This window comes from Actinomadura sp. NPDC048955, assembly GCF_040649435.1.
Classification (GTDB): Bacteria; Actinomycetota; Actinomycetes; order Streptosporangiales; family Streptosporangiaceae; genus Spirillospora; species Spirillospora luteofluorescens.
In genome coordinates this window covers 202,298-228,323 of the sequence record NZ_JBEZJI010000006.1, presented here as the reverse complement: position 1 = coordinate 228,323, position 26,026 = coordinate 202,298, and the positions used below count along the sequence as shown (strand labels likewise).

22 protein-coding genes are annotated in these 26,026 nt (G+C 74.1%); 4 read left to right on the top strand and 18 right to left on the bottom strand.

Features of this window, described 5'->3' with window-relative positions:
• Nucleotides 1-3: 3 nt before the first annotated feature.
• The 3 genes from AB0C84_RS09240 to AB0C84_RS09230 are packed head-to-tail and all read right to left on the bottom strand — an operon-like array spanning nucleotide 4 to nucleotide 2,173.
• Nucleotides 4-924, bottom strand: a complete 921-nt coding sequence (locus AB0C84_RS09240; RefSeq protein WP_361063169.1) for an NAD(P)-dependent oxidoreductase — start codon at nucleotides 922-924, stop codon at nucleotides 4-6.
• The gene (locus tag AB0C84_RS09235; protein ID WP_361063166.1) at nucleotides 921-1,526 is read right to left on the bottom strand and encodes a dihydrofolate reductase family protein; all 606 of its coding nucleotides are present in this window, start codon (nucleotides 1,524-1,526) and stop codon (nucleotides 921-923) included. Before AB0C84_RS09235 ends, AB0C84_RS09240 begins: the two co-directional genes overlap by 4 nt.
• 44 nt (nucleotides 1,527-1,570) lie before the next feature.
• A complete protein-coding gene (locus tag AB0C84_RS09230) occupies nucleotides 1,571-2,173 on the bottom strand; it encodes a dihydrofolate reductase family protein (protein WP_361063163.1) in 603 nt (200 codons plus the stop codon).
• A 108-nt stretch (nucleotides 2,174-2,281) separates the two neighbouring features.
• On the opposite strand from AB0C84_RS09230, the gene AB0C84_RS09225 reads away from it, so the two are divergent.
• Nucleotides 2,282-5,167, top strand: a complete 2,886-nt coding sequence (locus AB0C84_RS09225; protein WP_361063160.1) for an AAA family ATPase — start codon at nucleotides 2,282-2,284, stop codon at nucleotides 5,165-5,167.
• Between the two features lie 10 nt (nucleotides 5,168-5,177).
• Here the strand turns inward: AB0C84_RS09225 and AB0C84_RS09220 are convergent, their stop codons facing one another.
• The 10 genes from AB0C84_RS09220 to AB0C84_RS09175 form a co-directional block, all read right to left on the bottom strand.
• The gene (locus tag AB0C84_RS09220) at nucleotides 5,178-6,053 is read right to left on the bottom strand and encodes a helix-turn-helix domain-containing protein (protein ID WP_361063158.1); all 876 of its coding nucleotides are present in this window, start codon (nucleotides 6,051-6,053) and stop codon (nucleotides 5,178-5,180) included.
• 23 nt (nucleotides 6,054-6,076) lie between these two features.
• Nucleotides 6,077-6,886: an alpha/beta fold hydrolase gene (locus AB0C84_RS09215; protein WP_361063155.1), complete on the bottom strand. Its 810-nt coding sequence runs from the start codon at nucleotides 6,884-6,886 to the stop codon at nucleotides 6,077-6,079.
• Between the two features lie 90 nt (nucleotides 6,887-6,976).
• Entirely contained in the window at nucleotides 6,977-7,555 is a 579-nt protein-coding gene (locus AB0C84_RS09210; RefSeq protein ID WP_179846834.1) for an alkaline shock response membrane anchor protein AmaP, read from the bottom strand.
• Entirely contained in the window at nucleotides 7,555-8,163 is a 609-nt protein-coding gene (locus AB0C84_RS09205) for a DUF6286 domain-containing protein (protein WP_361063152.1), read from the bottom strand. The genes AB0C84_RS09210 and AB0C84_RS09205 overlap by 1 nt, the downstream gene beginning before the upstream one ends.
• The gene (locus AB0C84_RS09200) at nucleotides 8,160-8,513 is read right to left on the bottom strand and encodes an Asp23/Gls24 family envelope stress response protein (RefSeq protein WP_361063149.1); all 354 of its coding nucleotides are present in this window, start codon (nucleotides 8,511-8,513) and stop codon (nucleotides 8,160-8,162) included. The genes AB0C84_RS09205 and AB0C84_RS09200 overlap by 4 nt, the downstream gene beginning before the upstream one ends.
• Nucleotides 8,510-8,713: a hypothetical protein gene (locus AB0C84_RS09195; RefSeq protein WP_218905659.1), complete on the bottom strand. Its 204-nt coding sequence runs from the start codon at nucleotides 8,711-8,713 to the stop codon at nucleotides 8,510-8,512. Before AB0C84_RS09195 ends, AB0C84_RS09200 begins: the two co-directional genes overlap by 4 nt.
• Nucleotides 8,714-8,743: 30 nt before the next feature.
• Nucleotides 8,744-9,220, bottom strand: a complete 477-nt coding sequence (locus AB0C84_RS09190) for a hypothetical protein (protein ID WP_361063145.1) — start codon at nucleotides 9,218-9,220, stop codon at nucleotides 8,744-8,746.
• Nucleotides 9,217-9,699 carry an Asp23/Gls24 family envelope stress response protein gene (locus AB0C84_RS09185; protein ID WP_258944043.1) on the bottom strand — a complete coding sequence of 161 codons (483 nt, stop codon included), beginning with the start codon at nucleotides 9,697-9,699 and terminating at the stop codon, nucleotides 9,217-9,219. The genes AB0C84_RS09190 and AB0C84_RS09185 overlap by 4 nt, the downstream gene beginning before the upstream one ends.
• 146 nt (nucleotides 9,700-9,845) lie before the next feature.
• The gene (locus tag AB0C84_RS09180) at nucleotides 9,846-11,021 is read right to left on the bottom strand and encodes an FxsB family cyclophane-forming radical SAM/SPASM peptide maturase (protein ID WP_361063142.1); all 1,176 of its coding nucleotides are present in this window, start codon (nucleotides 11,019-11,021) and stop codon (nucleotides 9,846-9,848) included.
• The gene (locus AB0C84_RS09175) at nucleotides 11,018-12,385 is read right to left on the bottom strand and encodes an HEXXH motif domain-containing protein (RefSeq protein ID WP_361063139.1); all 1,368 of its coding nucleotides are present in this window, start codon (nucleotides 12,383-12,385) and stop codon (nucleotides 11,018-11,020) included. The genes AB0C84_RS09180 and AB0C84_RS09175 overlap by 4 nt, the downstream gene beginning before the upstream one ends.
• Before the next feature lie 707 nt (nucleotides 12,386-13,092).
• Here AB0C84_RS09175 and AB0C84_RS09170 point away from each other — a divergent pair.
• The 3 genes from AB0C84_RS09170 to AB0C84_RS09160 all read left to right on the top strand — a co-directional run bounded on the left by AB0C84_RS09170 (nucleotide 13,093) and on the right by AB0C84_RS09160 (nucleotide 17,023).
• Nucleotides 13,093-13,551: a hypothetical protein gene (locus AB0C84_RS09170; protein ID WP_361063136.1), complete on the top strand. Its 459-nt coding sequence runs from the start codon at nucleotides 13,093-13,095 to the stop codon at nucleotides 13,549-13,551.
• Nucleotides 13,548-14,555: a hypothetical protein gene (locus AB0C84_RS09165; RefSeq protein ID WP_361063133.1), complete on the top strand. Its 1,008-nt coding sequence runs from the start codon at nucleotides 13,548-13,550 to the stop codon at nucleotides 14,553-14,555. Before AB0C84_RS09170 ends, AB0C84_RS09165 begins: the two co-directional genes overlap by 4 nt.
• Before the next feature lie 62 nt (nucleotides 14,556-14,617).
• Nucleotides 14,618-17,023, top strand: a complete 2,406-nt coding sequence (locus AB0C84_RS09160) for a hypothetical protein (RefSeq protein ID WP_361063130.1) — start codon at nucleotides 14,618-14,620, stop codon at nucleotides 17,021-17,023.
• Between the two features lie 6 nt (nucleotides 17,024-17,029).
• Here AB0C84_RS09160 and AB0C84_RS09155 read toward each other — a convergent pair whose 3' ends face one another.
• The 5 genes from AB0C84_RS09155 to AB0C84_RS09135 form a co-directional block, all read right to left on the bottom strand.
• On the bottom strand, nucleotides 17,030-17,956 hold the full coding sequence (locus tag AB0C84_RS09155; RefSeq protein WP_361063127.1) for a hypothetical protein: 927 nt from the start codon (nucleotides 17,954-17,956) through the stop codon (nucleotides 17,030-17,032).
• A gap of 29 nt (nucleotides 17,957-17,985) precedes the next feature.
• A complete protein-coding gene (gene fxsT, locus AB0C84_RS09150) occupies nucleotides 17,986-21,882 on the bottom strand; it encodes an FxSxx-COOH system tetratricopeptide repeat protein (protein WP_361063124.1) in 3,897 nt (1,298 codons plus the stop codon).
• A gap of 98 nt (nucleotides 21,883-21,980) precedes the next feature.
• Nucleotides 21,981-22,151, bottom strand: coding sequence for a hypothetical protein (locus tag AB0C84_RS09145; protein WP_258944035.1), 171 nt, complete (start codon nucleotides 22,149-22,151; stop codon nucleotides 21,981-21,983).
• Nucleotides 22,152-22,354: 203 nt separating this feature from the next.
• Nucleotides 22,355-23,668, bottom strand: a complete 1,314-nt coding sequence (locus AB0C84_RS09140; protein WP_361063121.1) for a hypothetical protein — start codon at nucleotides 23,666-23,668, stop codon at nucleotides 22,355-22,357.
• 235 nt (nucleotides 23,669-23,903) lie between these two features.
• The gene (locus tag AB0C84_RS09135) at nucleotides 23,904-25,922 is read right to left on the bottom strand and encodes an ABC transporter ATP-binding protein (protein WP_361063118.1); all 2,019 of its coding nucleotides are present in this window, start codon (nucleotides 25,920-25,922) and stop codon (nucleotides 23,904-23,906) included.
• Nucleotides 25,923-26,026 lie beyond the last annotated feature (104 nt).

Below are 26,026 nucleotides of genomic sequence, written 5' to 3'. Positions count from 1 at the left end.
CCGTCAGCGAGGGTTGGCGGCGCGCCAGGCGACGTAGTCGGCGACCGCCTTGGCGACGTCGAACTCCGGCGTGAAGCCGGTGTCCGCGGTGAGCCGGGCGATGTCGAGGTAGGGGTCCTCGCCGGGCCCGTTCCGCCGTCCGGGCAGCAGGTCGAGCCGCAGACCGGGCGTGACCGCCTCGAGCGCGGCCGCGAACTCGCGGTTGGCGAACGGACGGCCGCTGGAGACGTTGTAGGTGTCGTGCCGCAGGGTCGGTGCCTCCATCAGCAGGGCGATCGCGCGTCCGGCGTCCGGCGCGTAGCAGCAGTCGCCCCCGTCGTCGGCGTGCGGCGGCGCCGGCCGCTCGCCGCGGAGCACCGCGCTGATGTACGGCGGGACGTGGAAGAACGGCGACTCCGGGTCGACGAGCGGCCCCCAGATGGTCCCGATCCGGAGCACGACCGGCTGGACGCCGCTGCCCTGGAGCGCGTGCGTGGTGAGCGGCTCCACGGCCTTCTTGAAGGCGATGATCAGGTGCGGCAGGTCCGCGGTGGGGAGCGCGAGCTCCTCCCGCCAGGGGATCTCGGGACGGCCGATGTACGCGCCGAGGCTGCTCGCGACGGCGAACCTGCGGACGCCCCAGGCGCGGGCGGCGTCCAGCGCGTTGAGCAGGCCGGTCGTGTCGGTGCGGAAGTAGCGGACCGGGTCGTCGCCGGGGATGCTGCCTGCCAGATGGACGATGTCGCTGATGTCGTGGCGGTCGGCGAGGCCGAGGAAGGCGTCCCGGTCGGTGACGTCGAGGTGTTCCACCGTGACCCGTCCGGCGAGGAAGGACGGGACCTCGCTCCGGCGGTGCGAGGTGACGACGACCTCGTGCCCGAGGTCGGTGAGCGCGCGGGCGGTGTGGGCGCCGATCATGCCCAGCCCTCCGGTGACGAGGATCATCGGGCCACCTCGTAGCGGAGGTGGGTCACGCCGGGAGCCGCGACGGCCTCCAGCAGCCGGAGGCTCACGTGCCCGGGAAGCTCGCGGAAGAAGGCGTGTCCGCCGCCGAGCAGGACGGGCACCTGGTGGAGGATCACTTCGTCGACCAGGCCCGCCTCCAGCGCGGAGGTCAGCACCCCGCCGCCCATGAGAGCGACGTCCTTGTCCCCTGCGGCCTCGCGCGCCGCGGCGATCGCTTCCTCGATCCCGCCGGTGACGAGGGTCTGCTTCTCGCCGATTCCGGGAACGGGCCCGTGGCTGAGGACGAAGAGCGGCGCCGTCGGGTGGGGGCCGTCGCCTCCCCAGCGCCCGGAGTGCTCCCAGGTGACGCGCCCCGCCACCACCGCTCCCACGCGGGCCGCGGCAGTGTCGAAGACGCGCCTGCTCTCCTCGCTCAGCTTGAACCCGTCGAACTCGCCGCTCGGCGTGTCCCCGTCGAAGTACCAGTCGAAGAGCATCGGCGCGTCACCGAGACCGCGGTCGAGTTCCCTCTCTCCTTCGGGGGTGCGGCCGCTTATGTAGCCGTCCACCGAGACGGCGTGGGCGCTGAAAACCCTGCTCATGTCTTCACCTTCGTTGATGTTGGAGTGCGTGCGTTGGATGCGGTTCAGCGGTCGGCCCGGTCGTAGAGCAGGCAGATCGCGCCACTCTCGGTGACCTGGCTGGAGGTGAGCGCCCACGACGCGGACGGGCCGTCGGGGAACAGCCGGGCACCGCCGCCGACGAGCTCGGGGCACAGCGTGATGCTCAGCCGGTCCACCTCTCCCGCCTGGAGGAGGCCGCGGATCACGCTGGAGCTGGCCAGCACGATGATGTCGCCGCCCTCCTGCTCGCGCAGTCGCTTGACCGCCGTGACGGGGTCGGTGCCGGCGAGGCGCGCGTTGTCCCAGGCGGCCTCCGTGAGCGTGCCGGAGAAGACGACCTTCTCGACCGCGTTGAGCCAGCGGGAGAACTCCCGGTCCCGCGGGTCGGCGCTCTCGTCGTCGGCGACGGCGGGCCAGAACCCGGCGAAGCCCTCGAAGTTCTTGCGGCCGAGCAGGGCGGTGGTGGCGGTGCCGGTGACCGCCACCATGTGGTCGCGGGACGCGGACGTCGTGGCGTGGGGGACGATCCAGCTCATGTCGTACTCGCCGCCGGGGCCGTTCACCCGGCCGTCCAGGGACAGCGTGATGTTGGCGGTGACGGTGCGATGGGCGTTCTGTCCCGTCATCGGACGGTTCCTTTTCGGTCGTGGGTAATACCCCTTCACAGTGACGGCACCGATGGCAGGCTGTCGTCGTCAGAGTTGGTGACATCCGGTCCGGGCTTGGAGGGGGCGATGACCGGTTCTGTCGTCAGCCCCGTGCTGGTCGGACGGGACGACGAGATCGCCGTGCTGCGTGCGGCCTACGAGAGGGCGCGGGCGGGCGGCCCCTCGACCGTCCTGGTCGGCGGGGAGGCGGGCATCGGCAAGTCGCGGCTGGTGGCCACGGCGACGGGGGAGCTGCCCGGCGATCCGCTGGTGCTGTCCGGGGGATGCCTGGAACTCGGCTCCGAGGGCGCCCCGTACGTACCGTTCGTCGCCGTGCTGCGCGATCTGGTGCGCCGCCTCGGCCGCGACCGGGTGGCGGCGCTGCTCCCGCCGGGCGGGGCCGCGCTCGGCGACCTGCTGCCCGACCTCGGCCCGGCGCCCGCGCGGTACGGGCCGGCCAGGCTGCTGGAGGAGATGCTGACGCTGCTGGCCCGGGCGGCGGAGGCACGGCCCGTCGTCGTGCTGGTCGAGGACCTCCACTGGGCGGACGCGTCGAGCCGCGAGATGTTCGCCTACCTGGCCCGCAACCTGGCGGGCGCCGCGGTGCTGCTGGTCGGCACCGTCCGCACCGGCGAACTGGCCGCCCGGCATCCGAACCGGCGGACGCTGGCCGAGCTGGCCCGCGGCGGCGCGGTGGCGCACGTCGTCCTCGGCCCGCTGGAGCCCCGGCACGTCACCGCGCTCCTGGCGGCCGTGGACGGGCGGCCGCCCGACCCGGCGCGCAGCGTCCGCGTCCACCGGCGCAGCGGCGGCAACCCGCTGTTCGTCGAGGCGCTGAGCACCGCGGGCGAGACGCCGCCGGGCGACCTGCGCACGCTCCTGCTCGCCCGCGTCACCGACCTGCCGGACCCGGCCCGCGAGGCGCTGGAGGCCATGGCGGTGGCGGGCGCCGAGCTGGACGACGACCTCGTCCGCGCGGTCGCCGGAGGGCCCGCCCGCGAGCTCGGGGACGCCCTCGGCGACCTGACCGAACGGGAGCTGGTGGTGGCGCGGGAGAACGGGTACGCGATCCGCCACGACCTCATCCGCGAGGCGGTGTACGACGCGTTGCCGCCGCCCCGGCGGCGGCGCATGCACGCCCGGTACGCCGCCGCTCTCGCCGACCGCGCCCCCGCCGACCCCAACGTGAGCGCCACGGCCCTGGCCCAGCACTGGACGGCGGCGGGCGAGTTCGAGCGGGCGCTGCCCGCCGCGTGGCGCGCCGCCGAGCGCGCCGGCCGCCAGAACGCCTACGACGAGCAGCTCCACCTGCTGGGGCTCGTCCTGGAGCACTGGCCGAAGGTGCCGGAGCCGGCCGAGGCCATCGGCGCCGGCCGGACGGTCGTGCTGGAACGCGCGGCCTCGGCGGCGTTCAACGCGGGCAGGTCGGGCGCCGGCGTCGCGTACGGCACCGCGGCGCTGGACGAGGTGGACCCGGCGGTGGAACCGGAGCGGGCGGCCAGGCTGCTCGGCCTGCGCGGCCGGCTGCAGAGCCGCATCGACGGCGGGGGACGCGACGACCTGCGCCGGGCGGTCGCGCTGGCGCCGCCCGGGGCGTCGCGGGAGCTGCGCGCCCGGCTGCTGTCGGCCCTGGCGTTCGTGGAGTTCATGGCGCTCGACCTCGACGACTGCCGGGGGCACGCCACGCAGGCCCTGGACATCGCCGACCGCCTCGGCGACGACGCCCTGCGCGCGCCCGCCCTGCTGGTGCTGGGCGCGCTCCACGGCACGCACGGTGACCTGGACCAGGCGGCGGGCGCCTTCACCGAGGCCCGCCGCGCCGCCGACGCGGCCGGTGACGCGCACACGTTCCTGACCACCTTCCAGTGGGAGTCGACCTTCCTGTGCGACGCCGGGCGGTACGAGGAGGCCGTCGAACTCGCCCGCACCGGCCAGTCGGCCGCCGGACGGCTCGGCCAGGCCCGGTCCCGCGGCAGCATGCTCGCCAACGCCCGCGGCGTCCCCCTGCTGTTCCTGGGGCGCTGGGACGAGGCCCTGCACGTCGTCGACGAGGCCCTCGCCCTGGCGCCGCCACCGCTGTACGTCGCGTACCTGCGCCTGATCGCCGCCGACATCGCGCACCGGCGCGGTCAGACCGAGCTCGGCGGGACGCTCCTGCGCCAGATCACCGAGTTCGCCGTGCACACCGTCGGCGCGGCGGAGGCGAAGGCCTGGCTGGCCCTGCTGCGCCTCGCCCGCGCGCTCGACGAGGGCGACCTCGACGCGGCGGACCACATCGTGGGCGAGCACCTGGCGAAGGCGCCGGACGCCTGGCCGCCGCAGGAGACGGCACGGCTCGCGGTGCTCGGCGCACGCGTGCAACGGGCCCGGCGCGCGGCCGCGCCCCGGAACCGGCGGGTCCAGGCCGAGACCGCGGAGCGGCTCGCGGACCTCGCCCGCATGCTCGGCTCGGTGCGCACCACCACACCGGTGATCGACGCCCTCCGCCTCACCTTCCGCGCGCTGACGGGGAGCGGTGAACTGCCCGCCCATGACGCGGCGGCCGCGGCCTGGCGCGACCTCGGCAACCGCCACGAGACCGCCGCGGTGCTGGCGGAGGCCGCGGCCGTCGCGCTCGCGTCGAACAACCGTCCCGGCGCCCGGTCCCGGCTGCGCGAGGCGCGCGCCATCGCCGCCGACCTGGGGGCCGCGCCGCTGCGGGCGCGCATCGACGACCTCGCGGCCCGCGGCCGCCTCACCGACGCCGAGGGCGGCACGCCCGATCACGCCTTCGGCCTGACCCCGCGCGAACTCGACGTCCTGCGCCTCCTCGCGGGCGGACGGACGAACCAGCAGATCGCCGCGGCACTCTTCATCTCCGCCAACACCGTCGCCACCCACGTCACCAGGATCCTCACCAAGCTCGGCGCCGCGTCCCGCACCCAGGCCGCCGCCAAGGCCCGCGAGTCCGGCCTTCTGGACGGCCCGCCCTGACGCGGCGCGTTCAGCGAAGGAGGCGTTCGCCGTTCCGCGCGGGGATCCGGGTCGGCCAGGAAGCCGGCCAGGCGACGTCGTCGATCGCGAGCCACGGCGCGGCGGCCACGCCCGCGGGGGTGAGCCCGGCGAACGTCCTGACCTCGCGGTGCAGGTGGGACTGGTCGGCGTAGCCGCACTCGGCGGCGACTCCGGCCGCCGCGTGGCCCGCCGCGAGAAGGTAGGCGGCGCGGTCGAAGCGCACGAGCCGGGCGGCGCGTTTGGGCGTGATGCCGAGCTGGGCGCGGAAGCGTGACCAGAGGCGCTTGCGGCTCCAGCCGACCTCGCCGGCCAGGCCGTCGACCCGGACCCGCCCCCGGCCGGCGAGCGTCCGCCGCCAGGTGCGGGCGACCTCCGGGTCGACCGGCGTCCGGGCCCCCGGCCGCCGGCCGAGGACGTCCGCCGCGATCGTGAACCGCTCGTCCCATGAGGCCGCGGCGCGCAGCCTGTCCTCCACCCGGGCGGCGTCGCGGCCCCAGACGTCCTCCAGGGACGCGACCGTCCCGGTGAGCTCGGCCGACGGGCCGAGCACCGCGGCCGCCGCGACCGGCCCCAGCCGGATCTGGAGGCACTCGCCCACCTGCCCGCCCGTACGGAGTTCGCCCGGAAGGAGCCCGGCGACGAAGCTGCCGCGCCGGCGCAGGCCCGGGGTGCCGTAGACGATGCCTTCCCCGTCGCTCAGGTCGATGAGCAGGGTGACGGAAGGGTGCGCGACCATCGCGATGTCCATGGGCGCGGGGAGACGCTGCCGGAACCCGGCCATGGCGACCCCCGGCAGCCGGACGGACGGGGCGGGGACGGCGATGTCCACCGCCGTCCAGTCGGGTGGCGTCCCGGTCGGCGGCACGTGTTCATTCTAGGCCGGTGGCGTCAGCGGGCCGCCGCCGTGAAGTCCAGCAGCAGTTCGGCGGTCGCCCCGGGCGCTTCGAGCACGGGCAGGTGGCCCACGCCGGGCAGCATCTCGATCCGCGCGTCCGGCACCGCCCCGTACCGGTGCGCCGACGAGGGGTCCCAGCGGGGGTCGGCCGCACCGAAGATCACCAGCAGCGGGACCCGGAGGGCGGCGAGCCGCTCGGGCACGCTCCGCTCGGCGAGGTAGGCGGTGTTGCGGCGCAGTACCGTCCTCATAGCCCGGTAGGTGATGGCCCGCACGCCGGTGACCAGGTCGTCCGGGACGTCCACCGGGCCCGCGGCCGTCGCGGCGATGCCGCGGCGGATCAGCGCGTCCGAGCGCCTCGCCCACAGCAGCGGCCCGAGCGGCGGGGACAGCAGGGCCCGGATGAGCGGCGGCTGCCGGAGCAGCGCGTCGAGATCCGGACCGGTGCTGATCAGCGTGAGCGAGCCCACGAGGCCGGGGCGCCGCTCGGCGAGCGCGGTGGCGACGTAGCCGCCGCTGGAGTGCCCGGCCACGTCCGCGTCGCGGATCCCGAGATCGTCCAGCAGCGCGGCCACGCGGTCCGCCTGGTCGGGCACGTCGTAGGACGGCGCGGGCGGGGACTGTCCGCAGCCGGGCAGGTCGACCCGGACGACGCGGCGGTGGGCGGCGAGCGCCGGGATCATCGGATTCCAGGTGCCGCCCGAGGCCCCCGATCCGTGGATGAGCAGCAGAGGCGGCGCCTCCCGCGGCCCGTCGTGCACCACGTGCATCCCGTGCGACTGCTCGACGTCGAACTGTGTCATACGGAGACCATGCACGGGCGGTCGCCCACCGGTCTTGGACAAATGTTCCCGGCGGTCATCACCGAGCCGCCCGGAGGAAAGCGGCTTCCGTCAGACGACCGTCGCGGGCTGCTCGCGGGGTGTCAGCCTGAGCCGCACCACCGTGGGAATCGACTCGCGTTCGAGCGCGGCGTGGAGCCGCGGGAGGGCCTCGTCCTGGATGCGGCGCCGCAGCTCGGCGGGATCCGCCTCCTGCCCGTAGAGGATGCTCAGCCGCAGCCCCGCCCCCTGGGACGAGCGGACCAGCAGCGCCCGCGCCCTGCGCACTCCCGGGTACTCGCCGATCTCGGCCTCCAGCGCGTCCGTGACGGCCTTGGCCTCCACCCGCGTCGCGCCGGCCCTGATGTCCGGCTCCAGCGAGAGACCCCGCACCCGGCTCGAACGGAGTTGGGCGAGCATCCAGGACAGCCCCAGCAGCGCCAGGACGACGGCCACCGCGGCGACGGCGGGCCAGAACCAGCCGTGGCCGTCGGCGAAGCGGCGCGCCTCCGCGGTGAGCACGGGGCCGGAGGCCCGGGCCTTCCCGAAGGCGCCCAGGCCGCGCGCGAGGCCGAGCCCCCCGGCGGCGGCGAGGACGAGGCCGAGGATCACCAGGCCCGTGCGGTTGACGTGCGCGTTGCGGCGGTCCATCAGGCCTCCCGGTGCTTCATGCGCACCACGACGGAGCGGGCGGGGAGGGGGTCGAGCCGGTCGAGCCGCTCCCGCACCGCCCTGGTGATCTCCGCGTCCAGGCCCGTGGGCTCGCGCACGGGCGTCTTCGCGACCACCCGCACCCGCCGGCGCCCCAGCCGGACCCTGCTGACGCCCGACACCCCCGGCGCGCCTTCGGCCGCGGCGGCGACGGAACGCTTGAGCCCACGCCTGCTCACGCCCATCATCAGGCTCGGATCCCGCCCGTGCAGCGGGACGATCCGCGACCTGCCCGGCAGCACGGCGGCCAGCACGAACCACACGCCGATCAGCGCCAGGGCGGCGAAGACCGCGCGCGCCTGCACACCGTCCCAGTTCGCGTCCCGCACCCACCCGTAGGGGAAGATGCGCGCCGGGTGGCCCAGGGCCGCCGAGATGACCTCGATCGCCGTCAGCACGCCGGCCGCCGTCATCAGCAGCGCGGCGGCGAGGGCCGGAAGCACCCGCTGCGAGCGGAACGTGTGCCTGGTCGCCCGGTCGGCCTTGCGCGCACCGGCCGCCCGCGTGCTCGGCTCCGTGGCGGGCCGCGCCCCGGCGTGGGCGGTCACAGCACGGTCCTCTCGCCCGCGGAGGGCCGCCCGAGTTCGGCCACCTCGATGTCCACCTGCCCGACGGTGAGACCGGTCAACTCCGCCACCCGCTCGCGCACCCTCTGGCGCACCTCGCGGGCGACCGCGCGGACCGGCATCGGGTAGGCCACCGACAGCGCCACCTTGGCCGTGACGATGTCGCCGTGCACCCGCACCTCCGTGCGGGCGGGCCCCCGCCCGGGGATCGGCACGCCGGCGATGGTCCGGCCCAGCCCGCCGGACGCCTCGACGTCCTGCGCGGCCTCCGCGACGATGCGCGCGACGGACCGTTCGCGGATCGTCGTCCTGCCCCGCTCGTCCGCGGTCATCGCGGCCGCCGCCCCGTGCGGCCCGTCGAGAAGATCTGCCCGAGGTCGAGGCTGCCCTCGATGACCCGGCCGACCACGAAGCCGAGCGCGCCGAGGAACAGGACGAGGAAGAACGCGCCGGCGCCGCCGAACGCCCCGGCGAACCCCAGTGCCAGCCCGACGACCAGGCCGATCACGGGCCACGGCACTCGCACATCCATCTCGATCATCCTCTCGGCTCGGCGGGGCTCTCAGCCGCCATCGGCCACGTCCCCGATCACCACGTCCACCGTCCGCCGGCCGGCGAGCGGGCGCACCAGACGCCGTACGTCCTCGGCGATCTCGGCGAAGGGCCGCCCGTACCGGACGACCACCCCCACCTCGACCACCGCGTCGTGCACCGCGACCCCCGCGTAGGGGGGCCCGGCGCGGTAGGTCGCGATCCAGCCCCGCGGACCGGCCGTGAGCCCCTGGACGTCCGGGCACGCCATGGCCGCCGCGCCGATCCGCTCCGCCAGGTCGGCGAGCGGCTCCCGGCGGCCGGGCGCCGCGTCCGGCCGGGCGCCGGCCCCGCCGGTCCCCGCGGACGTCCTCCCGCCCGGCGGGACGTCCGGCCGCGACGCCTCGGCGGCGAATCCGGGCTCGCCCCAACCCGTGCCGCCGGCCGCGAACGGCCGGCCGGGCGGGGCGGGGCGGGACGCGCCCGCCACGTCCGTCCAGGAGATCATCGGACTCGGGACTCCTCGCGCTGCGGCTCCGGAGGCTCCTCGCCGGCCACGTGGACGTCGTCCACGGTGATGTTCACCTCGACGACCTCCAGGCCGCACATGTGCTCGATCTCGTTGGCGACGTTGGTGCGCACGGCGGCGGCCAGGTCCGGGATGGACAGCCCGTACTCCACGACGAGATCGATGTCGACGGCCGCCTGACGCTCACCGACCTGCACGGCCACGCCCTGGGTGCTGTCGGCCGTCACGCCCGGGATCCGCTCCCGGACCGATCCGATCGTCCGGGACATGCCCGCGCCCATCTCGTACACGCCGCCGACCTGCCGGGCGGCCATCGTGGCGATCTTCGCCACCACGTCGTCGGCGATCCTGGTGCTGCCGCTGGACGTGATCAGTTCGCTGGACCCCCCGTCGGCGCCCCGCTTGCGCCTCGTCCCGACCGCGGCCTGCTCGGCTCCTCGCCTGTCGTCCTGACTCACGATGCCCCCCATGCCCTGCGTCGGCTGACCTGCGGATGATGCTCCCGGAGCGTTACCCAAAACGGCTATATGGCCAAAGAGTGGGTCAATGCCGAACTAAGTTCGGTGAACGGGCGAGGCCGGGATCGAGGGTGACGGACGCGCCCTCAAGCCGCGGGGCCGCCCTCGGAGGGGCGGGTCGCGGTCGCCAGGTCCGCGGCCACGCGGTCGCGCACGTACCCGATGAGACGGATCATGTCCGGACAGTAGACCGTGGGATTGTCCAGGCCCGTCCCGTGCCGGTAGCGGTGGGCCTGGAGGCCCGCTCCGCACACCGCGACGAACCGGCAGGCCCGGCACCGCTCGCACAGGGCCGCCGCGCCGCGCTGCCGCTCGACGGCGGCCGGCAGTGCGCGCGCCGCGTCCAGGGAGTCGCGCAGGACGTTCAGGCCGGTGCCGGCGGGCGCCGCGGTCAAGGGCTTGAGCAGGTCGGAATGCTCGATCGCGCCGTCGGTCTCGATGACGGCGTACCGCACGGGGCCGAGCCCGAGCGCCTCGTTGCCGACGGTCCCGCCGAGCAGCAGGGTGAGCAGGTCGCTGAACGTCCGGACGTCCGCCGGGGGCTCCGCCGCGCCGTACCAGCGGTCGAAGATCGCGATGAGCCAGTCGGCGTACGGCGTGGCGGGCGACCCCTCGGCGCGCCCCGGGGGAGGCGCCGACCAGTTCCCGTGCGGGAGCAGGAAGTCGACGCGGGGCGGGCGGTGGCGCAGCAGCGCCTCGTAGGTCGCGACCGGGTCGTTGCGGAGGTCGATCGTGCAGAGGATGCCGGAGAACAGGTGCCGGTACGGGCCGGCGGCCAGGGCGTCCAGCGCGGCCGCCACCGAGGCGTGGCTGCCTCGGCCGTCCGGCAGGCGGCGGTGCCTGTCCTGGGCGGCGGCGTCGCCGTCCATGCTCACACCGATCCGGACGCCGAGCCGGTCGAGCTGGGCGAGACGGTCTTCGGTCAGCCGGGTGCCGTTCGTCTGCACGAAGAACGACGCCGACACGCCTTCGGCGCTCACCGACCGGACGACCCGCTCGATGAGGGACGGTGCCGCCAGCAGCGGCTCGCCCCCGTGCAGCACGATGTCGACGTCGGGAATCGCGTGCGCGCGGACGTGGTCACCGATGCGCCGGGCGGCGGCGTCGACCACCTCGGACGGCATCGTGACCGGGCGGTCACGCCAGCTCCGGTCGCCCATCTCGTACACGTAGCAGTAGTCGCAGGCCAGGTTGCAGCGGCTGTGGATCTTGAGGATGAACTCCCGGAAGGGCAGCGCCTCCCGTGCCGCGGGCGGGCTCACGCGACCGGATCCGGCAGGTCGCGCACCGTCCGCAGGCAGCCGGGCAACGGCCCGTTGGCGGCGATCCAGCGCTCGCGGTGCGCGTCGAACCGCCGCGCCGCCAGCGCGGCGGCCGGCCCGGGGACCGGCTCGGCCCGCCACTGGTCCAGCACGTGCCGCATGCCCTGGACGAACCGCACGGTGAGCGCGGGCAGGCGGTCGTGGGAGCAGAGCTGGACGAGCCCGAGCCGCACCGCCTCGCGCCAGTGCGCGTACTCCAGATGCGCCGCCATGGCGTGCTCGCCCCGCTCCAGCCAGCGCTGCCGCCGCCAGAACCGCACGACGCCGAGGAAGGCGTAGGTGCCGTGCAGCAGCCCGGAGAACGGCCGCGGGTCGGGGCGCCAGGGGGCGTAGTACCGGCGGTCGTCGTCCCCGGGCAGCAGCTTCACCGCGTCCATGACCGCCGCCAGCTTGCCGTGCTGGGCCTCGTGGACGAGCGTGACCGCGAGCTGCGTCGGGTCGACCGGCAGGGACAGCGCGACGCAGCCGTAGTGCTCCCGTGAGGTGGCGCTGCGGAACGTGCCGATGGGGGAGCGCAGTGGCGTGAGCGTGGACACCGTGCCGGACAACTCGCGCGCGCTGGAGCCGTGATGGCGCGTCAGCAGCTCCCAGGTCTCGCCGAGCGTCCGCTCCAGCTCGGCGACGGCGGCCTCGGAGAGTCGCCCGGCCCCGTCGGACGACGCGTCGGGGAAGCGGAACGGGTCCACATCGTCGAGAAGGAGCTCGATCTCGGCCCGTCCGGCGGCCGGCGCGCGCAGGGTGCGCAGCCCCCGCCAGCCCGGCGCGTCCGGGGCCCCGTCAGCGGGGATCGGCGAGCTCGTCCGCCCGGCCGTGGCGACGACCTCGCGGCCGTCATGGACGATCCGCACCGTCCCGGCGTCCTCGGGCGCCGTGAGAACGCCCACCGAGGGCAGGGTCACCACTCCGCGGGAGACCGGAACGGTGAACGTCCCCGCGCAGCGCCCGCGCACCGCCGCGGCCGCCGCCATCCCCGCGAGCTGCGCGGGACGCGCGCCGGCCGGTTCGCCGGGGGCCCCGCCCTGGAGGACGCGCAGCGTGTGCAGGCCCCACCCGCCGGTCGAGGGGTGCGTGATGACCGCCGCGGCGGCGCCCGGGACGCGCCGCTTCAGCTCCATCAGCTGCTCGAAGCCGTGCCGGGCCGCCTCCGCCTCCGGGTGACCGGTCCGGCGGGCGGCGTCCACCACGGAGCGCAGCAGCAGCAGGTTCCGGCTGTGCTGGATCGCTCCCAGCGATTCGATCGCACCGGACGACGCCATTCCCGAGGCGAGCGAGTCGAAATCGGCACCGGAAAAGGAATGATTCATCAACGTCATAAAGGCCGGCCTTTCGCCGAACACCCCATCACCAGCATTTTAGTCCGCATCCCGTGATCGTTAAACGTCGCCGGGCCGTCCCGCGCGCGCCCGCCGCGCGTCGGGCCCCTTGCCGTCCGGTGGCGAGTCCGTGGCATTGTCCCCGGCGGACGGCGCCGGCGCGCTATTCTGGCCGCGGAGGACGATCAATGAGTGTTCGCAGGCTGTTCTTCTGCACGGCCGGTCTGCTGCTCATCGGGTGCGCGAGCCGCCCCTTCGGCGCGGCCGCGGAAATCTCTCCCTCGTTATCGGACGTTCCACCGCCCTTATCCGCGGCGTCGCCCGGAACAGGGGACCGGCGGGAGGCCGCCACCGTGTACTGCCTGTCCCGCCCCGGCCAGATGGCCACCGCCCTCATGGCGCTCGGGCTCCCCGTCCCGGGAGCCGCGCCCGCACCGGCGCCCACCGGCACACCGCCGAGGACTCCGGTCCCCACCGCCTCGCCCGCCCCGCCGGTTTCGCCCGGGGCGTCGCCGTGGCCGACTCCGGCCGCTCGCACTCCCAGTGCCGCCGAACTACAGGCTTGGGCCGTACGTCACAAAACGGAATTCGACCGCGCCTGTGACGCCCTGATCGCGGCCCAGACCGTTGCGCGGGAGAAGGAGAAGAAGGGGACACCGGCCTGGGTGTCGGCCGGAAAGGTTATCGGTCCGCTCCTGGTGGGTGCCCTGCTCACCCTCTTCACCACCGAATGGCGGGCGGCCGTGGACCGCGGCCGCAGGGAGGGGCTCGAACTCCGGAGGCTGGGCCGGGAATTCCTCGCCGCGGCGAGCGATTATGCCGAGCGCCGCGGGAAGGCCGGGCTGCCGTCCCCCCAGGCCCTGCGCGACTCCGCGCGGGCGCTGGCGCTCCGCCTGGAGGAGATCAAGGCCCGCCACCCCTGCTGGCGCACCCTGTCGCCGGTGCTCGCCGCGCTCGCCCCGGACGAGCTGGAGACCGCCTTCGTCGCGGGGTGGGACGGCCTGAGCGACGAGGACAGAGAGACCAGGCACGCGACGGTGGTCGCCCTCGTCCACCGGATCGACGCCCAGGTAGGCGGCACCGCGCGCGCTCTGGAGCACCCGTGGCGGCCGCCGGTCCTCCGCTGGTTCGTGCTCTGGCAGAAGGTGCCCTCGTGACGGGCGGCGCGCGGCAGGGAAACGGGCGCCTCTCGGACGGCAATCCGCTGCGTCTGGTCCGGTACGCCGACAGGCCGCCCCTCGCCCTGGAGCCCCACCGCGTCGGCAAGCACGCGGGCTACTACGTGGAGACCCGCTCGTTCACCACGTGCTTCTCGGCGTTCAAACGCGAACTGGACGACATCGAAATGATCCGCGACAGGGGTCATCTCGTCTTCGTCCACGGGATGCAGGGCACGGGCAAGACGTCCCTCATCTGCAGGTGCGCCCATTTCCTGAAGGAACTCGCCGGACCGGTCGAGCTGCGGGTCATCGACGAGAGATCGCTGACCGGATCGGTCAGGACGCCGCAGCGGCGGATGCTGGGACTGGTGTTCAAGATCTGCTGGGAACTGATGCAGAGCCGGCACTTCTCGGAGAACCGGAGCCGGCTGGACCGCCTCCAGAGCGTGATCGTGGAGGTGGGCCGGCTCAAGGAGCAGGAGGGCCTCACCGCGGAGCGGGCGAAGGCCGAGGCGGCCGCCGTGCTGTCCGAGATCGGCCTGGGCTCCGACGGCGACGAGCCGCTGGTCATGGTCCTCCTCCCGCGGTCCACGAGCCTGCAGGACGTGCGGTTCTACGCCGACGTCGTCCAGCCCTGCATGCTGTTCTTCGCGGAGCTCGAGGACGAGGACGCCGACCAGGAGCACCCGCCGTTCGACGGCAACCTCTCCGTCGTCCCGCTGCGTCCCCGCCCGCTGTCCGTCGAGGACGGCTGGGAATTCGTCCGGCGGCGCCTCTACCAGAAAACGGACTGTCGCGAATCACTGAATATTCGGGAAGACCATATCAAGGCGATTATGACCGCCTATGACGGGCGCATGACGATAAGGCTGCTGGTCGACGGCTTGGTGGAGATCTTCGAACAGATCATCAGGGCTGACAGCCCCCGCGATGTGAGTTACAGTGATCTGGCGTCCCAGTTCATCCTGGCCCCGCCGAGCGAAGAAACGGGCTCCTCATGACTGCTGATCATGAGCCGTCACCGGCGGCACGGCGCAATCCCTTCCCTCCCGGGGCGTCCGCGATGCTGGGCGAACTGCCGGGAGAGGTGGCCAGCCTCGACACCCCGGCGATCCTCACCGTGCGGCGCGTGGTCGACGACTACCTCGCGCGGAGCCTGATCCTCTGGCGCGACGTCCGCTCCCAGCAGGGCCCCGGCCGGCGCGGCGGCGAGGCCGCGGCCGTCGACCCGCGGGAACTGACCGACGACGAGGCGGTGCGGGCGTCCTCCACCGGCGCGAACGGCGAGGTCATCGCCGTCTCCGGCGAGGCGGGCACCGGCAAGACGCACCTGCTCAACACCCTGATCCACCGGTTACGCCACCCGCCGCCCGGCGCCGCGATCCCGCGCAAGATCATCTACCTGTCGGCGCAGGCCTCCGACTTCGGCACGCTGTACCGGGCCTCCTTCATCACCAGGTTCCACCCCGACGAGCTCAAGGACGTCGCCCTCGGCTACTACGCCGACGTGGTCGCCGAGCGGCTCCGGATCGACTTCCCCCACCTGGCCGAACAGGCGGCGGCGCTGGAGAGCCGCGACCCCGGGCTCGACCCCCGGACCGTCGCGCGGCAGGCCGGGCTGGCCGCCAGGGTGCCGAGGCAGCTCCAGGAGCGGCTCTGGCAGGTCACCGGGAACAAGCAGTTCGGCACCGCCTTCGCCCTGCTGGCCGACGTGCAGCTCGCCCTCGCGGTGATGGACTGGCTCGCGAGCGGCGCGCCGCCCGACGCCCGCCTCCAGGAGCAGGGCATCACCGGGGCCCTGTCGACCAACGCCCAGATGCTGGACTGCATGGGCGCGCTCACCAGCCTCTACGGACGCCAGGGGCTGCACTTCGCGCTCGTCATCGACGACATCGAGAAGCTCCTCGGCCGTCCCGACCCGCTTTTGCCCGACATGGCGAACACGGCGGACACCCTGAAATCGTTCCACAAGCTGCTGCGCACGTTCGTGGAGAGCGGCGGGCTCCTCGTCCTCGGCGGTCTGCCCGAGTACCTCGACCAGCTCCCCAAGGACGTCAAGTCCCGGATACGCACCCGCATCTCGCCGTCCCCCCTCGACGGCGGGCAGATCGCCGAGTACGTCCGGCTCCGCCAGGGCGGCGTGCTCGAACCGTTCGAGCAGTCGGCCTGCGACGCGATCCACCGCCTCACCGGCGGCAGCCCCCGGCAGGTCGTCAGGCTCTGCTATCGCAGCTTCCAGGTCACCGTGCCGCCCGCGCGGGTGGACGCGCCCGCCGTCCACACGGCGGCGCGGCAGGAGAACCTCGGCTACGTCGTGTCGCTGGACGACCTCCTCTCGAACGTCTCGGAGATCCTCAACGGCCGCGGCTGGCCGGCCGAGACGAGCTATCCCCTGCTGCCGGAGCGCGAGCGGCCCGACTTCTGGATCCCGATGCCCCCCGGGCAGGACCGAGCGGGCTGCGCGATCGTGGTAAGCGCGCCGCTGGTGCAGGCCGACGAGGCCGAGTCGCTGATCGGCCGCGTCCGGGCCATCCGCAGCAACAGCCCGAAGCGCCGCGTCGTCGTGGTGACGGGGTTCCTCAGTGAGGAGATCCGCCCCTCCCTGACCCAGGCGTGCGGCGCCCCGCCGATCGTGTACCTCGCCGACCGGTTCAACGACGTCCTCACCGCCCGCCTCGACGAGCTGAACCGGGAGATCATCGGTCCCCGCGCGGGCCCCGCCGCCTCCGGCGACGACATCGCGGTGATCCACGACTCGATGGAGCGGATCAGGCGGCAGGTGACCGCGTCGCACGACCACCTCCTCAACCTGCAGAGCCAGGTGGAGCAGATCCGCCAGCAGGCCGACCGGCAGCTCCAGGCGATCAGGAGGGACCTGACGCACCAGCCCGCGGGGCCCGCCGGAGCCGCCGCCGAGCCCGAGCCGCCCGGACGGGGGCTGCCTGACGCCGTGGTCCGGGTCTTCGCCCGCGCGCGCGAATCCCTCGCCGCGATCGACGACGTCGACGCCTACATCGGGCGCTCCTTCGACCTGTCCCGGGACGACGCCGCCACCGCCGGCGCCATGCTCGGCTACCGGCTGCGCCGCTACGAGATCTTCGAGGCGATCGGGGTGAGCGTGGTGCTGCGGCGGCTCGTGGCCTCGTTCGAGGAGTCGGTCGCCGGCTGGCTGGCCGGCGTGCGGTCCCGGCCCGGCCCCACCGCCGACGACCGGGCGCGCCTGGACCGGCTGTGCGAGGCGTTCGACGCCAGCTACGACGCCGTGCCGCTGTCGGCGCTGAGCCAGCTCGGCAGCCTGTCCGACGACGCGGTCCCCGGCCTGAGCGGCTCGGTCGCCCAGGTCGCGATCGTGGACAGCCTGGGCGGGCTGAGCGGCAGCGTCAAGCGCAACGTCCTCGGCGCCGCCGACGACGCGGCCGGCGGTTCCGGCCCGCCGCCCGGCGCCGTGCCGGGCCCCTCTCCCGCCTGACGGGCGTCAGCCGCCGGTGTACTTCTCGATGATCGTCTCCAGGCGCCTGTCGGCGTCCCACACGTTGTTCTGGCGCAGGGTGACCCCGAAGAGCGCCAGGTCGTCCGGCAGGCACCGGTAGTACAGCGCCCCCTGCTCGACGTCCATGACGAGCCGGGTCAGGCGCCCTCGCAGAGCGGGCCTGAGCCGGTACGTCAGGGAACGGACGAGCTCCCGCGAGTAGAGGAAGATCTCCTCGTAGCGCTTCCTGTGCTCGGCGACCGACACCTTGCGGAAGTACGTGCCGAGGCTGTCGTCGGTGAGGACGTCGGTGCTGAAAAGGTGCTCGCCGCCGCGGTGGCCCGAGACGTAGTGCAGGTCGAGCGGGGAGACCCGCCGCCGGGCGAGCTCCACCAGGCGGGCGTCGGCGCCCGGGGCCTCGAACAGGACGGGCGCCGGTTCGGGGACGTCCGGGAGCGCCGGGACGTAGGTGCCGTAGCCGCCGAGGTTCTCGGGGCCCAGCGAGTAGAGCTCGCGCACCCGGTCGGAGATCTGCGCCATCTGCCGGTCGCCGGTCTCGACCGGCGCGCCCTCCCGCGCGACGCCGAACTGGGTCTCCCCCGGACGGAGCGAGATGTAGTAGACGCCTCCGGTGTCGCAGGACACGACCAGGCGGATGAGCCGTCCGCTGTCCAGCGGCGCCGTCCACGAGTCGATCTTGGCGAAGGTCGGGCCGAGCCGGCCGCCGATCTGCTCGTGGAGCCTCCTGTCCTCCGGTGCCAGGTCCGCGTCCTCCACCGCGAACCGGAACATGCCGTCGATGAAGTTCGCGGTGTGCGCCAGCCCGGCGGCCCCCTCGAAGACCTCCTTCACCGTGTGCTCCAGCAGCAGCGTTCCGGCGCTCGCGTCGACGTGCCCCGCACGCCGCGTGATGGTCCTCGGGGTCTCGCTCACTCGGTCTCCTCTCCGGGGTGTGGACGGTCTCAGATCTGCGGCGCGTCCCACTGGAACGCGCGGCGCTCGGTGCCCGGCGCCTCGTTCCGCAGCCGCGCCCGGGTGTGGGCGAGGTTCCCGCGCACGGCGAGGGCCCACGGATGCCCGTCGTCGGGATAGCAGGACGCGAGACGCTCCTCGGCCTGCTCGTCGCAGTCGAGGGCCTCGTCGAAGCGGCCGAGGGCCATCAGGGCGTTGGCCTGGTCGACCAGCGCCCCCACCACGTACGGATGGTCGTCGTCCAGCCTCTCGCGCAGCAGCTCCAGGGCGGTGGCGCTCTGCTCCCCGGCGAGGTCGGCGTCGCCGAGGGCGAGGGTGTAGACCGACAGGTTGCAGCGGGCGAGCTGGACGAACGGGTGACGCTCGTCGTACAGGCCGAGGTAGCCCACCACGGCCCGGCCCGCCTCGTCGCGCGCGGCCTCGTACGCGCCGCAGGCGTGCTCGGCCGCGGCGACGGCCAGCCGGCAGGCGAGCGTCTCGTAGTTCTCGCCGGGATGGAAGTCCAGGTGGATCTTCAGCAGCCTGCGCAGCTCGTCCCTGTCGTCGGCGCGCGCCCCGGGGTCGCCGGGCCGGTGCCGGCGGGTGATGCGCTGCTGCCGCTGGGCGCACAGCAGGTGCAGGTGGGCGGGGTCGTCACGGTAGAGCTCGTGGAGGATGACGACCGAGTGCGTCAGTTCCCGGGCCGAGTCGTCGTAGCGGCCGAGGCGGCGCAGGAGCGCGCCGATCTTGTAGGCGGAGATCGCGAACGTCTCCCGGTCGCCGGGGTCCACCCGCCGCTGCCGCCGCCGCTCGCGCCGCTCGATCGCCAGCGCCTCCTGGACGGAGGCGTCCTGGCCGTCCAGGGCCAGCGACAGCGTGAGGTTCATGGCGGCTGCCCGGGTCAGCTCGTGGTCGTCGCCCAGCTCGCGGCGCAGCCCGAGCAGCGTCGCGCGGTCGCGGACGAGCGCCGAGGCGAAGTCGCCGGCCTGGCGCAGGTCGGCGCCGTACCCCCGCGCGCTCATCAGCGTCCGGGTGTCGGCGTATCCGAGGCGCATCTGCCGGTTGAGCGCGTCCTCGGAGACGGCCGCCGCCTCCTCGAAACGGCCGAGCGTCCGCAGAAGGTTGGCGCGCTGCACCTCGACGCGCAGCAGCAGCGGATCGTCGGCGCCCACGCGCTCGCGCCAGTCGGCCGACAGCCGCTCGGCGACGTCGAGGCCGAGCTCGCGGTCGTTGACGTCCCCGGCCAGGTACAGGTGGCGCACGTGGCAGGCCAGCCAGCGGCGGACGGGCCGGTCCCCGCTCGCGAGCGCCTCGCTGACGAACAGGTGCCGCCGGAGCTCGGCGAACGTCGCGGCGTGGTAGGGCCTGTCGACCTCGGCGTCGGCGGGCGCGTACGCGGCGAGCACCCGGTGCACCTCGGCGGTCACCCGGTCCCGCTCGCCGCCGTGCAGCGAGTCCCGGACGATCTTCTGGACCATCCGGTGGACGCGCAGTTCCCCGCCGAGCTCGTGGTCCACCTCGGCCAGGCCGTACCGGGTCAGCCGGACGAGCAGCGCCTCCAGCCGCACGGAGTCCTCGGCGAGGTCGGGCCAGTGCGCCTCCAGCGCGGCGAGCATCGCGGGGGAGAACAGCAGCCTGCGCCCCACGCCGTCGGGGGACAGGAAGGCCGCCATCCGCATCAGGTGAACGGCGGCCCCGCCGGAGTCGATCTGGCGCAGGGCGTCGAGGGTCAGCCCGAGGACGATCCGGGCGGTGAGCAGGTCCGCCTCGTCGCGGTGGGCGGCGTCGTCCCGCGGGGCCCCGGGAGCGCCCCACGCGGCCGCGGCGCCCTCGTCGAACAGGCTGGTGAACGTCTCGACCGCGTCCTCGACGGCCTCCATCTCGCGGTAAGCCCCCACGGTCGTCGTCGTCCCGGGGCCGGGCGTCACGGGACGGGCGGCGCCGCGCTGCCTCCAGTCGGCGTGGCGTTCCACCCACGCCGCGGCCAGCGCTACGTTCAGGGGGAGGTCGCGCATGCGCCGCGCGAGCCGGTCGATGTGCTCGTCGGTGAGCGCGGGCACCCTCCTGCGGAACAGCTCCCGGCTCTGGTCCCGGGTGAACGGCCCCGCCCGGGTGGTCTTCTCGACCCGGCGGACCAGCGTTCCGGTCCTGAGGGTCTCGACGTCCCCGCCCGTGATGACGACGTGGTTCCCGCGGGTGGTCTCGGGCACGAGGCCGGCCAGGTCGTCGGCCCGCTCGACGTTGTCGTAGATCAGCAGCCAGGTGCCGGCGCGGTTGACCTCCTCCCGGACGAACTGCGCGACCGGGTCGCCCGCGGCGGAGGCGGGACGGCGGCCGCCGCGCGCCTCGACCGCCTCGTGCATGGCGGTGAGGCCGGCCCGGACGCTGCCGGGCGACGCCGCGGTGATCCACCAGATCGCGTCGTAGTCGCCGGAGAACCGGAGGGCGTACTCCAGGGCGAGCCTGCTCTTCCCGGTGCCCGCCGCACCGTTGATCATGTAGATGCCGTCGCGGTCGGAGCCGAGCAGCGCGTCGCGCATCCGCTCGATCTCCCCGCCGCGCTCGACGAAGGCGCCCGCGGACGGGGGCAGGCGGCGGTACGCGGGCGCCCGGGCCGGGAACCGGGGATCGCCCGGGGCCTCCCTGGGGACGGGCGGCATCCGCGAGGGCATCAGCCGCTGGAACAGCTCGTCGCGGGCGGCCGGCTCGCCCAGCGCGAACAGGTCGATCCGCGCGGACGGCGGGACGCCCGGGGCCGGGTCCTCGGGGGACAGCCGGAGGTACCAGTGACCGCCGGACACCGGCGTCGCGGGCGCGGCCGCCCCGGCCGCCTCGGGGCCGATGACGATGACGACGTCGTCGTCGCGGACCGGGTCGTGCCCGGCGGGACGCAGGTGCGTCGAGCGGAACTGGACGCCGAGCCAGTCGGCCCAGGCGCGCTGGGCGGGCTCGTAGACCACGCGGTAGTGGCGCGTCCGGAGGACGTCGTCCGCGCCGACGCGGATCCGGTACGCCTCCACCGCCTCGGCCGTCGCCCGCGGCGGATCGAACCCCTCGTCGTCGAGGATCGTGCGGAGCACGTCCCGGTAGGCGGTGAGCAGCGCGGAGCCCGCCCGGTCACCGGCGAACACGGCGAGCCTGTCGGCGACGGCGGCATCCGCGGCCTTGGGAACCGCCATCCGCCGCCAGTAGGCGGTGCGCGCCGCGGGCGGCGTCGTGCCGGGGAACAGCCACGCGAACGCCACGCCCGCCTCGCTGCGCACGCTGAGGGACGACGCGTCCTCCACCTGCATGAGCAGCGGGAGCAGGCGGGGGATCGCCGTGGCCTTCACCTCCCGGGCGAGCGCCTCCCCGGCCGCGATGCCGCCGGAGTCGGCCCTGACCCCGATGACGACGGTGTCGGCGAGCCTCGCCAGGGCCTCCGCGGGGAGGCCGGCGGCGTCGACGAGCACGTGGTCGTAGGAGGTGCGGCGCAGCCCGTCGCGGAGGGCGGCGGCGAAGCCGAGGAGGTCGTGGGTCTCCAGCTCGGTCCAGTGGCCGCGGGCGCCGCCGGAGCCGTGCGCCGGGAGGAGGTCCACCCGTCCGGTGATCGGCGGGCCGGGCGGTTCCCGGTGCCGCAGGACGGGCAGCAGGTCGAGCTCGCCCGCGGAGCCTCGCCCGCCGGAGCCGGACTCGCGGGCGAGGTCGAGGAGCCCCGCCTCGGCGGAGCCGTTGCCGGCGAACGTCCTCGCGTGCTCCTCCAGGGCGGGCGACGCCAGGTCGCCGTCGACCAGGAGCACGGCGCGGCCGGCGAGCGCGAGCATCCAGGCGAGGTTCGCGAGGGCGGTGGTGCAGCCCGCGCCGCGCTCCGGCGAGGTGAAGGCGATGACGTCAGGCGGGCCGCTGCGCGGCGGAACGTGGGGGACCAACGCGGCTCCTTCGGGACCTCGCGCCCGGCGGCGGGCCGTCGCCCGCGCCGCGGACGCCGCTCACAACTGAAACATTCGCGACCGTTCGCACAACCCTTTCATATTCGCGCATTGAACGTGAGATACAAGGCCGATTCCTGGAGGCTCTCGTAATAGATGCGGTTGACCGCTCTGCGGAGGGCCTCGCTCGGCAGCGCGTCCATTTGATCGAGATCGAACTCGGTCACATCGATGATGGTGGTGGGGAGTTCCTCACTCGCATCGTCCATCGATCACTCTATTCGGCTGGTACGGCAGTTCTTTGGGGCTGACCGAATTCGGCCGTACGGATCGGGGCCACTTCCGCCATCCCGCATGGGCATGGACGAGGCTAGCCCCATCCCGCAATGACGACTATGTCCCATGGCGCGTTTTCCGTGTTCGGCCGGGAGCGATTCGCGGGACGTGCCCGCGTCGCGCTCATCGGGCGGGATCACGTTTCCGGGTCGGCGCCGGGAGCGAAGGCGCACGCGTCGGCCTGCGTGGACGGACCGGGATCCGGCGCGGTGCCGGACAGCGCGCCGAGCGACGGCGCGCTCGCCCCGCGCTCGACCGCCGGAGGAGGCGGCGGATCGTCGGAGAGCCGGTTGAGCACCCCGTTGGAGGCGTAGTGCAGGACGTTCACGACCAGGATCGCCGGCGCGACCACTCCGACGGTGCCCCGGAAGTCGGGCTCCAGCGCCAGCGCCAGGATGATCGCGGTGATCCCGTTCTGCTGGCCGAGGGCCAGGTGGACGCGGTCGCGGCGGCTCAGCCCGTGTTTCAGCACCGGGACGACGAGCAGCGAGATGAGGGCCTGCGCGCCGAACGCCGCGAAGCCCAGCACCAGCGCGGGAAGCAGGTCGACGCCGTTCACCAGCAGCAGGCCGAGGGCGAAGGAGGCGACCAGGAAGGCGATCGCCACGGCGCGGTCGATCACCTTCGCGTACGTCCCGATCCTGAAGAACAGGCCGATCAGGGCCACGGCGAGCATCAGCATCCACTGGGCCGCGACCAGGAGGACGCCCACCAGCACCGCCAGGGACAGCAGATCGGCGAACCGCCCGCCCGCCTGCGCGCCGCGCTCCGCGGGCATCGCCGCGGCCCGCGTCAAGGTGACCCCCGGGGCCGGGGCGTACCCCGCGGGCGTCCGCAGGTTCCGCACCGTGCCGAGGACCAGGTAGACCGCGGCCACCAGCGTGAGGTTCAACCCCAGATCGGACAGGTAGGCGCCGAGCCCGTCCCCCGACGGCCCTGCCTGCGGCGACCCCTCCCGCCCCGAAAGCCGGAACGCGAGGATCGAGAAGTAGAGGGAGAGGAGTACCGTCACGGGGTCGTCGAACGACGCCCAGGCGAACAGGAGCGCCTTCGCCCGCGGCGTCATCCGGCTGTTCGCCCGCATCGCGGCCACCGACAGGGGATCGATCTGCGCGACGGCGATGCCGAGGACGAGGTAGCGGGCGTCGTGGAACACCAGCAGCATCACCCCGGCGATCAGCGCCGCCTTGATGACCACGCCGAGCGTGACGGCCACCAGCACGCCCCGGGCGTCCTGCCTGAGCGCCCCGAGGTCGATCTCGTGCGTGCTCCCGTACAGGCCGATCGCCAGCAGGAACCCGGCGAGCAGGGAGTACCAGGCCGAGCCCGCGAGATCACCCGGATGGACGAGGGCGCCCGCGCCGAGCCCGGCCATCGTGGCGAGGAGCGCCCCGGCGACGATGAGGGGAACGATCCGCGACAGCCGTCTCCACGTTGTGCGCGCACCCAAAAGGCGTACTCCGTTCAACGGGCCGGCGGCGCCTTCGAGGGGCGCGCCGGCGTCCGGATCGACGGACCCCCTCACCCGAGGACATCATAAAAAATGATCGCCTCCCCCGGAAACCCCGGCGCGATATCCCCCGACTTACCACCTGACCGAATCCGGCAACCTCCGCTGAAGTCAGATATGCCTGTTTCAGCCGCCCGAAACGCGTCCCGTGCGAGCGATGCGGGAAATGGACTTCTCAGGAGGGAGGTCGCGGTTTCAGGTTCCTGACGGCTGATCTGGCGGCGAGGGCGCCGCCCTCGTCATCGCCCTGGCGGTAGGCCGATGCCTGCAGATCGTAGAGTTCGGCATACAGGCCGTCCCGTGCCATCAGGTCGTGGTGGGTGCCCTGCTCGGTGACGCGGCCGGCGTCGAGGACGTAGACGCGGTCCGCGTGCCGGACGCTCGCGAGCCGGTGGGTGATCAGCAGGACGGTGCGCCCGTGCCGTGCGGCGTGCCGGCGGATCTGCTCGAACAGGTGGTGCTCGGCGCGGGCGTCGAGCGCGGCGGTGGGCTCGTCGCAGATCAGCAGGGGCGCGTCCCGGTAGAAGCCGCGCGCGGCCGCCAGCCGCTGCCACTGCCCGCCCGACAGTTCGCACCCGTCGGCGAAGCGCTTGTCCAGCAGGGTGTCGAGGCCGAGGGGCAGGGTGGCGATCACCTGGTCGGCGCCGGCCGCGGCCGCGGCCTCGTCGACGCCCGCCCGGACGCCCGCGGCGGCCAGGTCGTCGCCCATGGTGATGTTGTCGGCGGCGGTCATCGGCCAGTGGGTGTGGTCCTGGGCGACGACCGCGATGGCCCGCCGCAGCGCCTCGGGATCCAGGTCGCCCACGCGGGTGTCGTCCCAGCGGACGACGCCGCTCTGCGGGGCGTACAGGCCGGCGAGGATCTTGGCGAGGGTCGTCTTCCCCGAGCCGTTCTCCCCGACCAGGGCGACGATCTCCCCGCGGCCGAGCCGCACCGACACGCCGCGCAGCGAAGGCGCGTCGCTGTCGGGATAGGTGAAGGTCACCTCCTCGGCAAGGATCTCCCCGAACGCGCGCAGCGTTTCGAGCTGCCTCTCCACGTCGCCGGGTTCGCGGACGCCCGCGCGGGCTCCTCGCACGCGCCTTTCAGCGGTCTGGCAGTAGGCCATGTAGTCGCTGAAGTACAGGCCGTCCTCGTAGCAGCGGTTCAAGGCGTAGACGAGGTTGACCAAGGAGGTCTGCCCGGCGCGGATCGCCAGGACGGCCGTCCCGGCCACCGCGAGGGGCATCACGCCCCGCCACAGCAGCATCCCCAGCGCCGTGTACATCAGCGCCGTCGCGATCCCCTTGAGGACGTCGCCCCAGATCTGGGACATCGTCTGCCGCCGTGCCAGGTCGAGGAGCACGCGACGGGTGTGGGCGGCCAGCGCGGCGTACTGGCGCAGCAGGAAGTCCCGGACGGTGAAGGAGCGGACCTCGGCGGCGTGGCGCCGCTCGGTCATCAGATCGGACATGATCCAGCTCCGCCGCCGCACCTCCACCAGATCCAGCTGGGTCAGGTACCCCAGCCGGGCCGCGCGGACGGCCGCCCATCCCTCGGGCAGCGCGGTCAGCAGCAGCAGCGGCAGCAGCACCGGGTGCAGCACGCCGAGCGCGCCCGCCGCCGCCGCGACGCCGACGGCGGCGGTGAACAGGTCCACCGCGTTGTCGACCATCGACGGGGCCGAGTCCATGCCCCGCAGCCGGGCCCGGTGCAGGTCGTCCTGGAACTCGGCGTCGTCGAACGCCGCCAGCTCGATCGCGGTCGTCAGCTCGTACAGCTGCCGCTCGACGATCTGCTCGACCTGCGGACGCAGCCGGGCCTGCGCCCACTGCGCCCCCGCCGAGAACGCCGCCCGGACCGTGATCGCCGCCCCCACCAGCACCAGCTCCGGCGCCGCGGCCCGCACCCGGTCCGGGGTCGGGCCCGCCGAGAACAGCGCGGTCAGCACCCCGGTGGTGGCCAGCAGGCCGAACGCGGTGAACACCCCGGCGGCCACGTTGAACGCGATCGTCGCGGTCAGGTCCCGCCTGCTCGCCCGCCACGCGAGCCGCATCACCTGCCCGATCAGCGTCGGCAGCCGCCGCGCCATGGTGAGCGTCCCGGTGCCCGACAGCTCCGCGGCCTTGCGGTACCACCGGTGCTCGCTCAACGCCGGCCCCAGGGCCGCTTCGACCGGGGGAGAGGCGCGCCTGCGCCGCAGCGGCAGCCTCACCGGCCCACCCCCGGGTACGACGACGTCTCACGATCACCAGAGCGGGGGACACTGGACAACACGGAACCGGCCTCCAGACAAAGGGGGGACGGATATCACCCTCT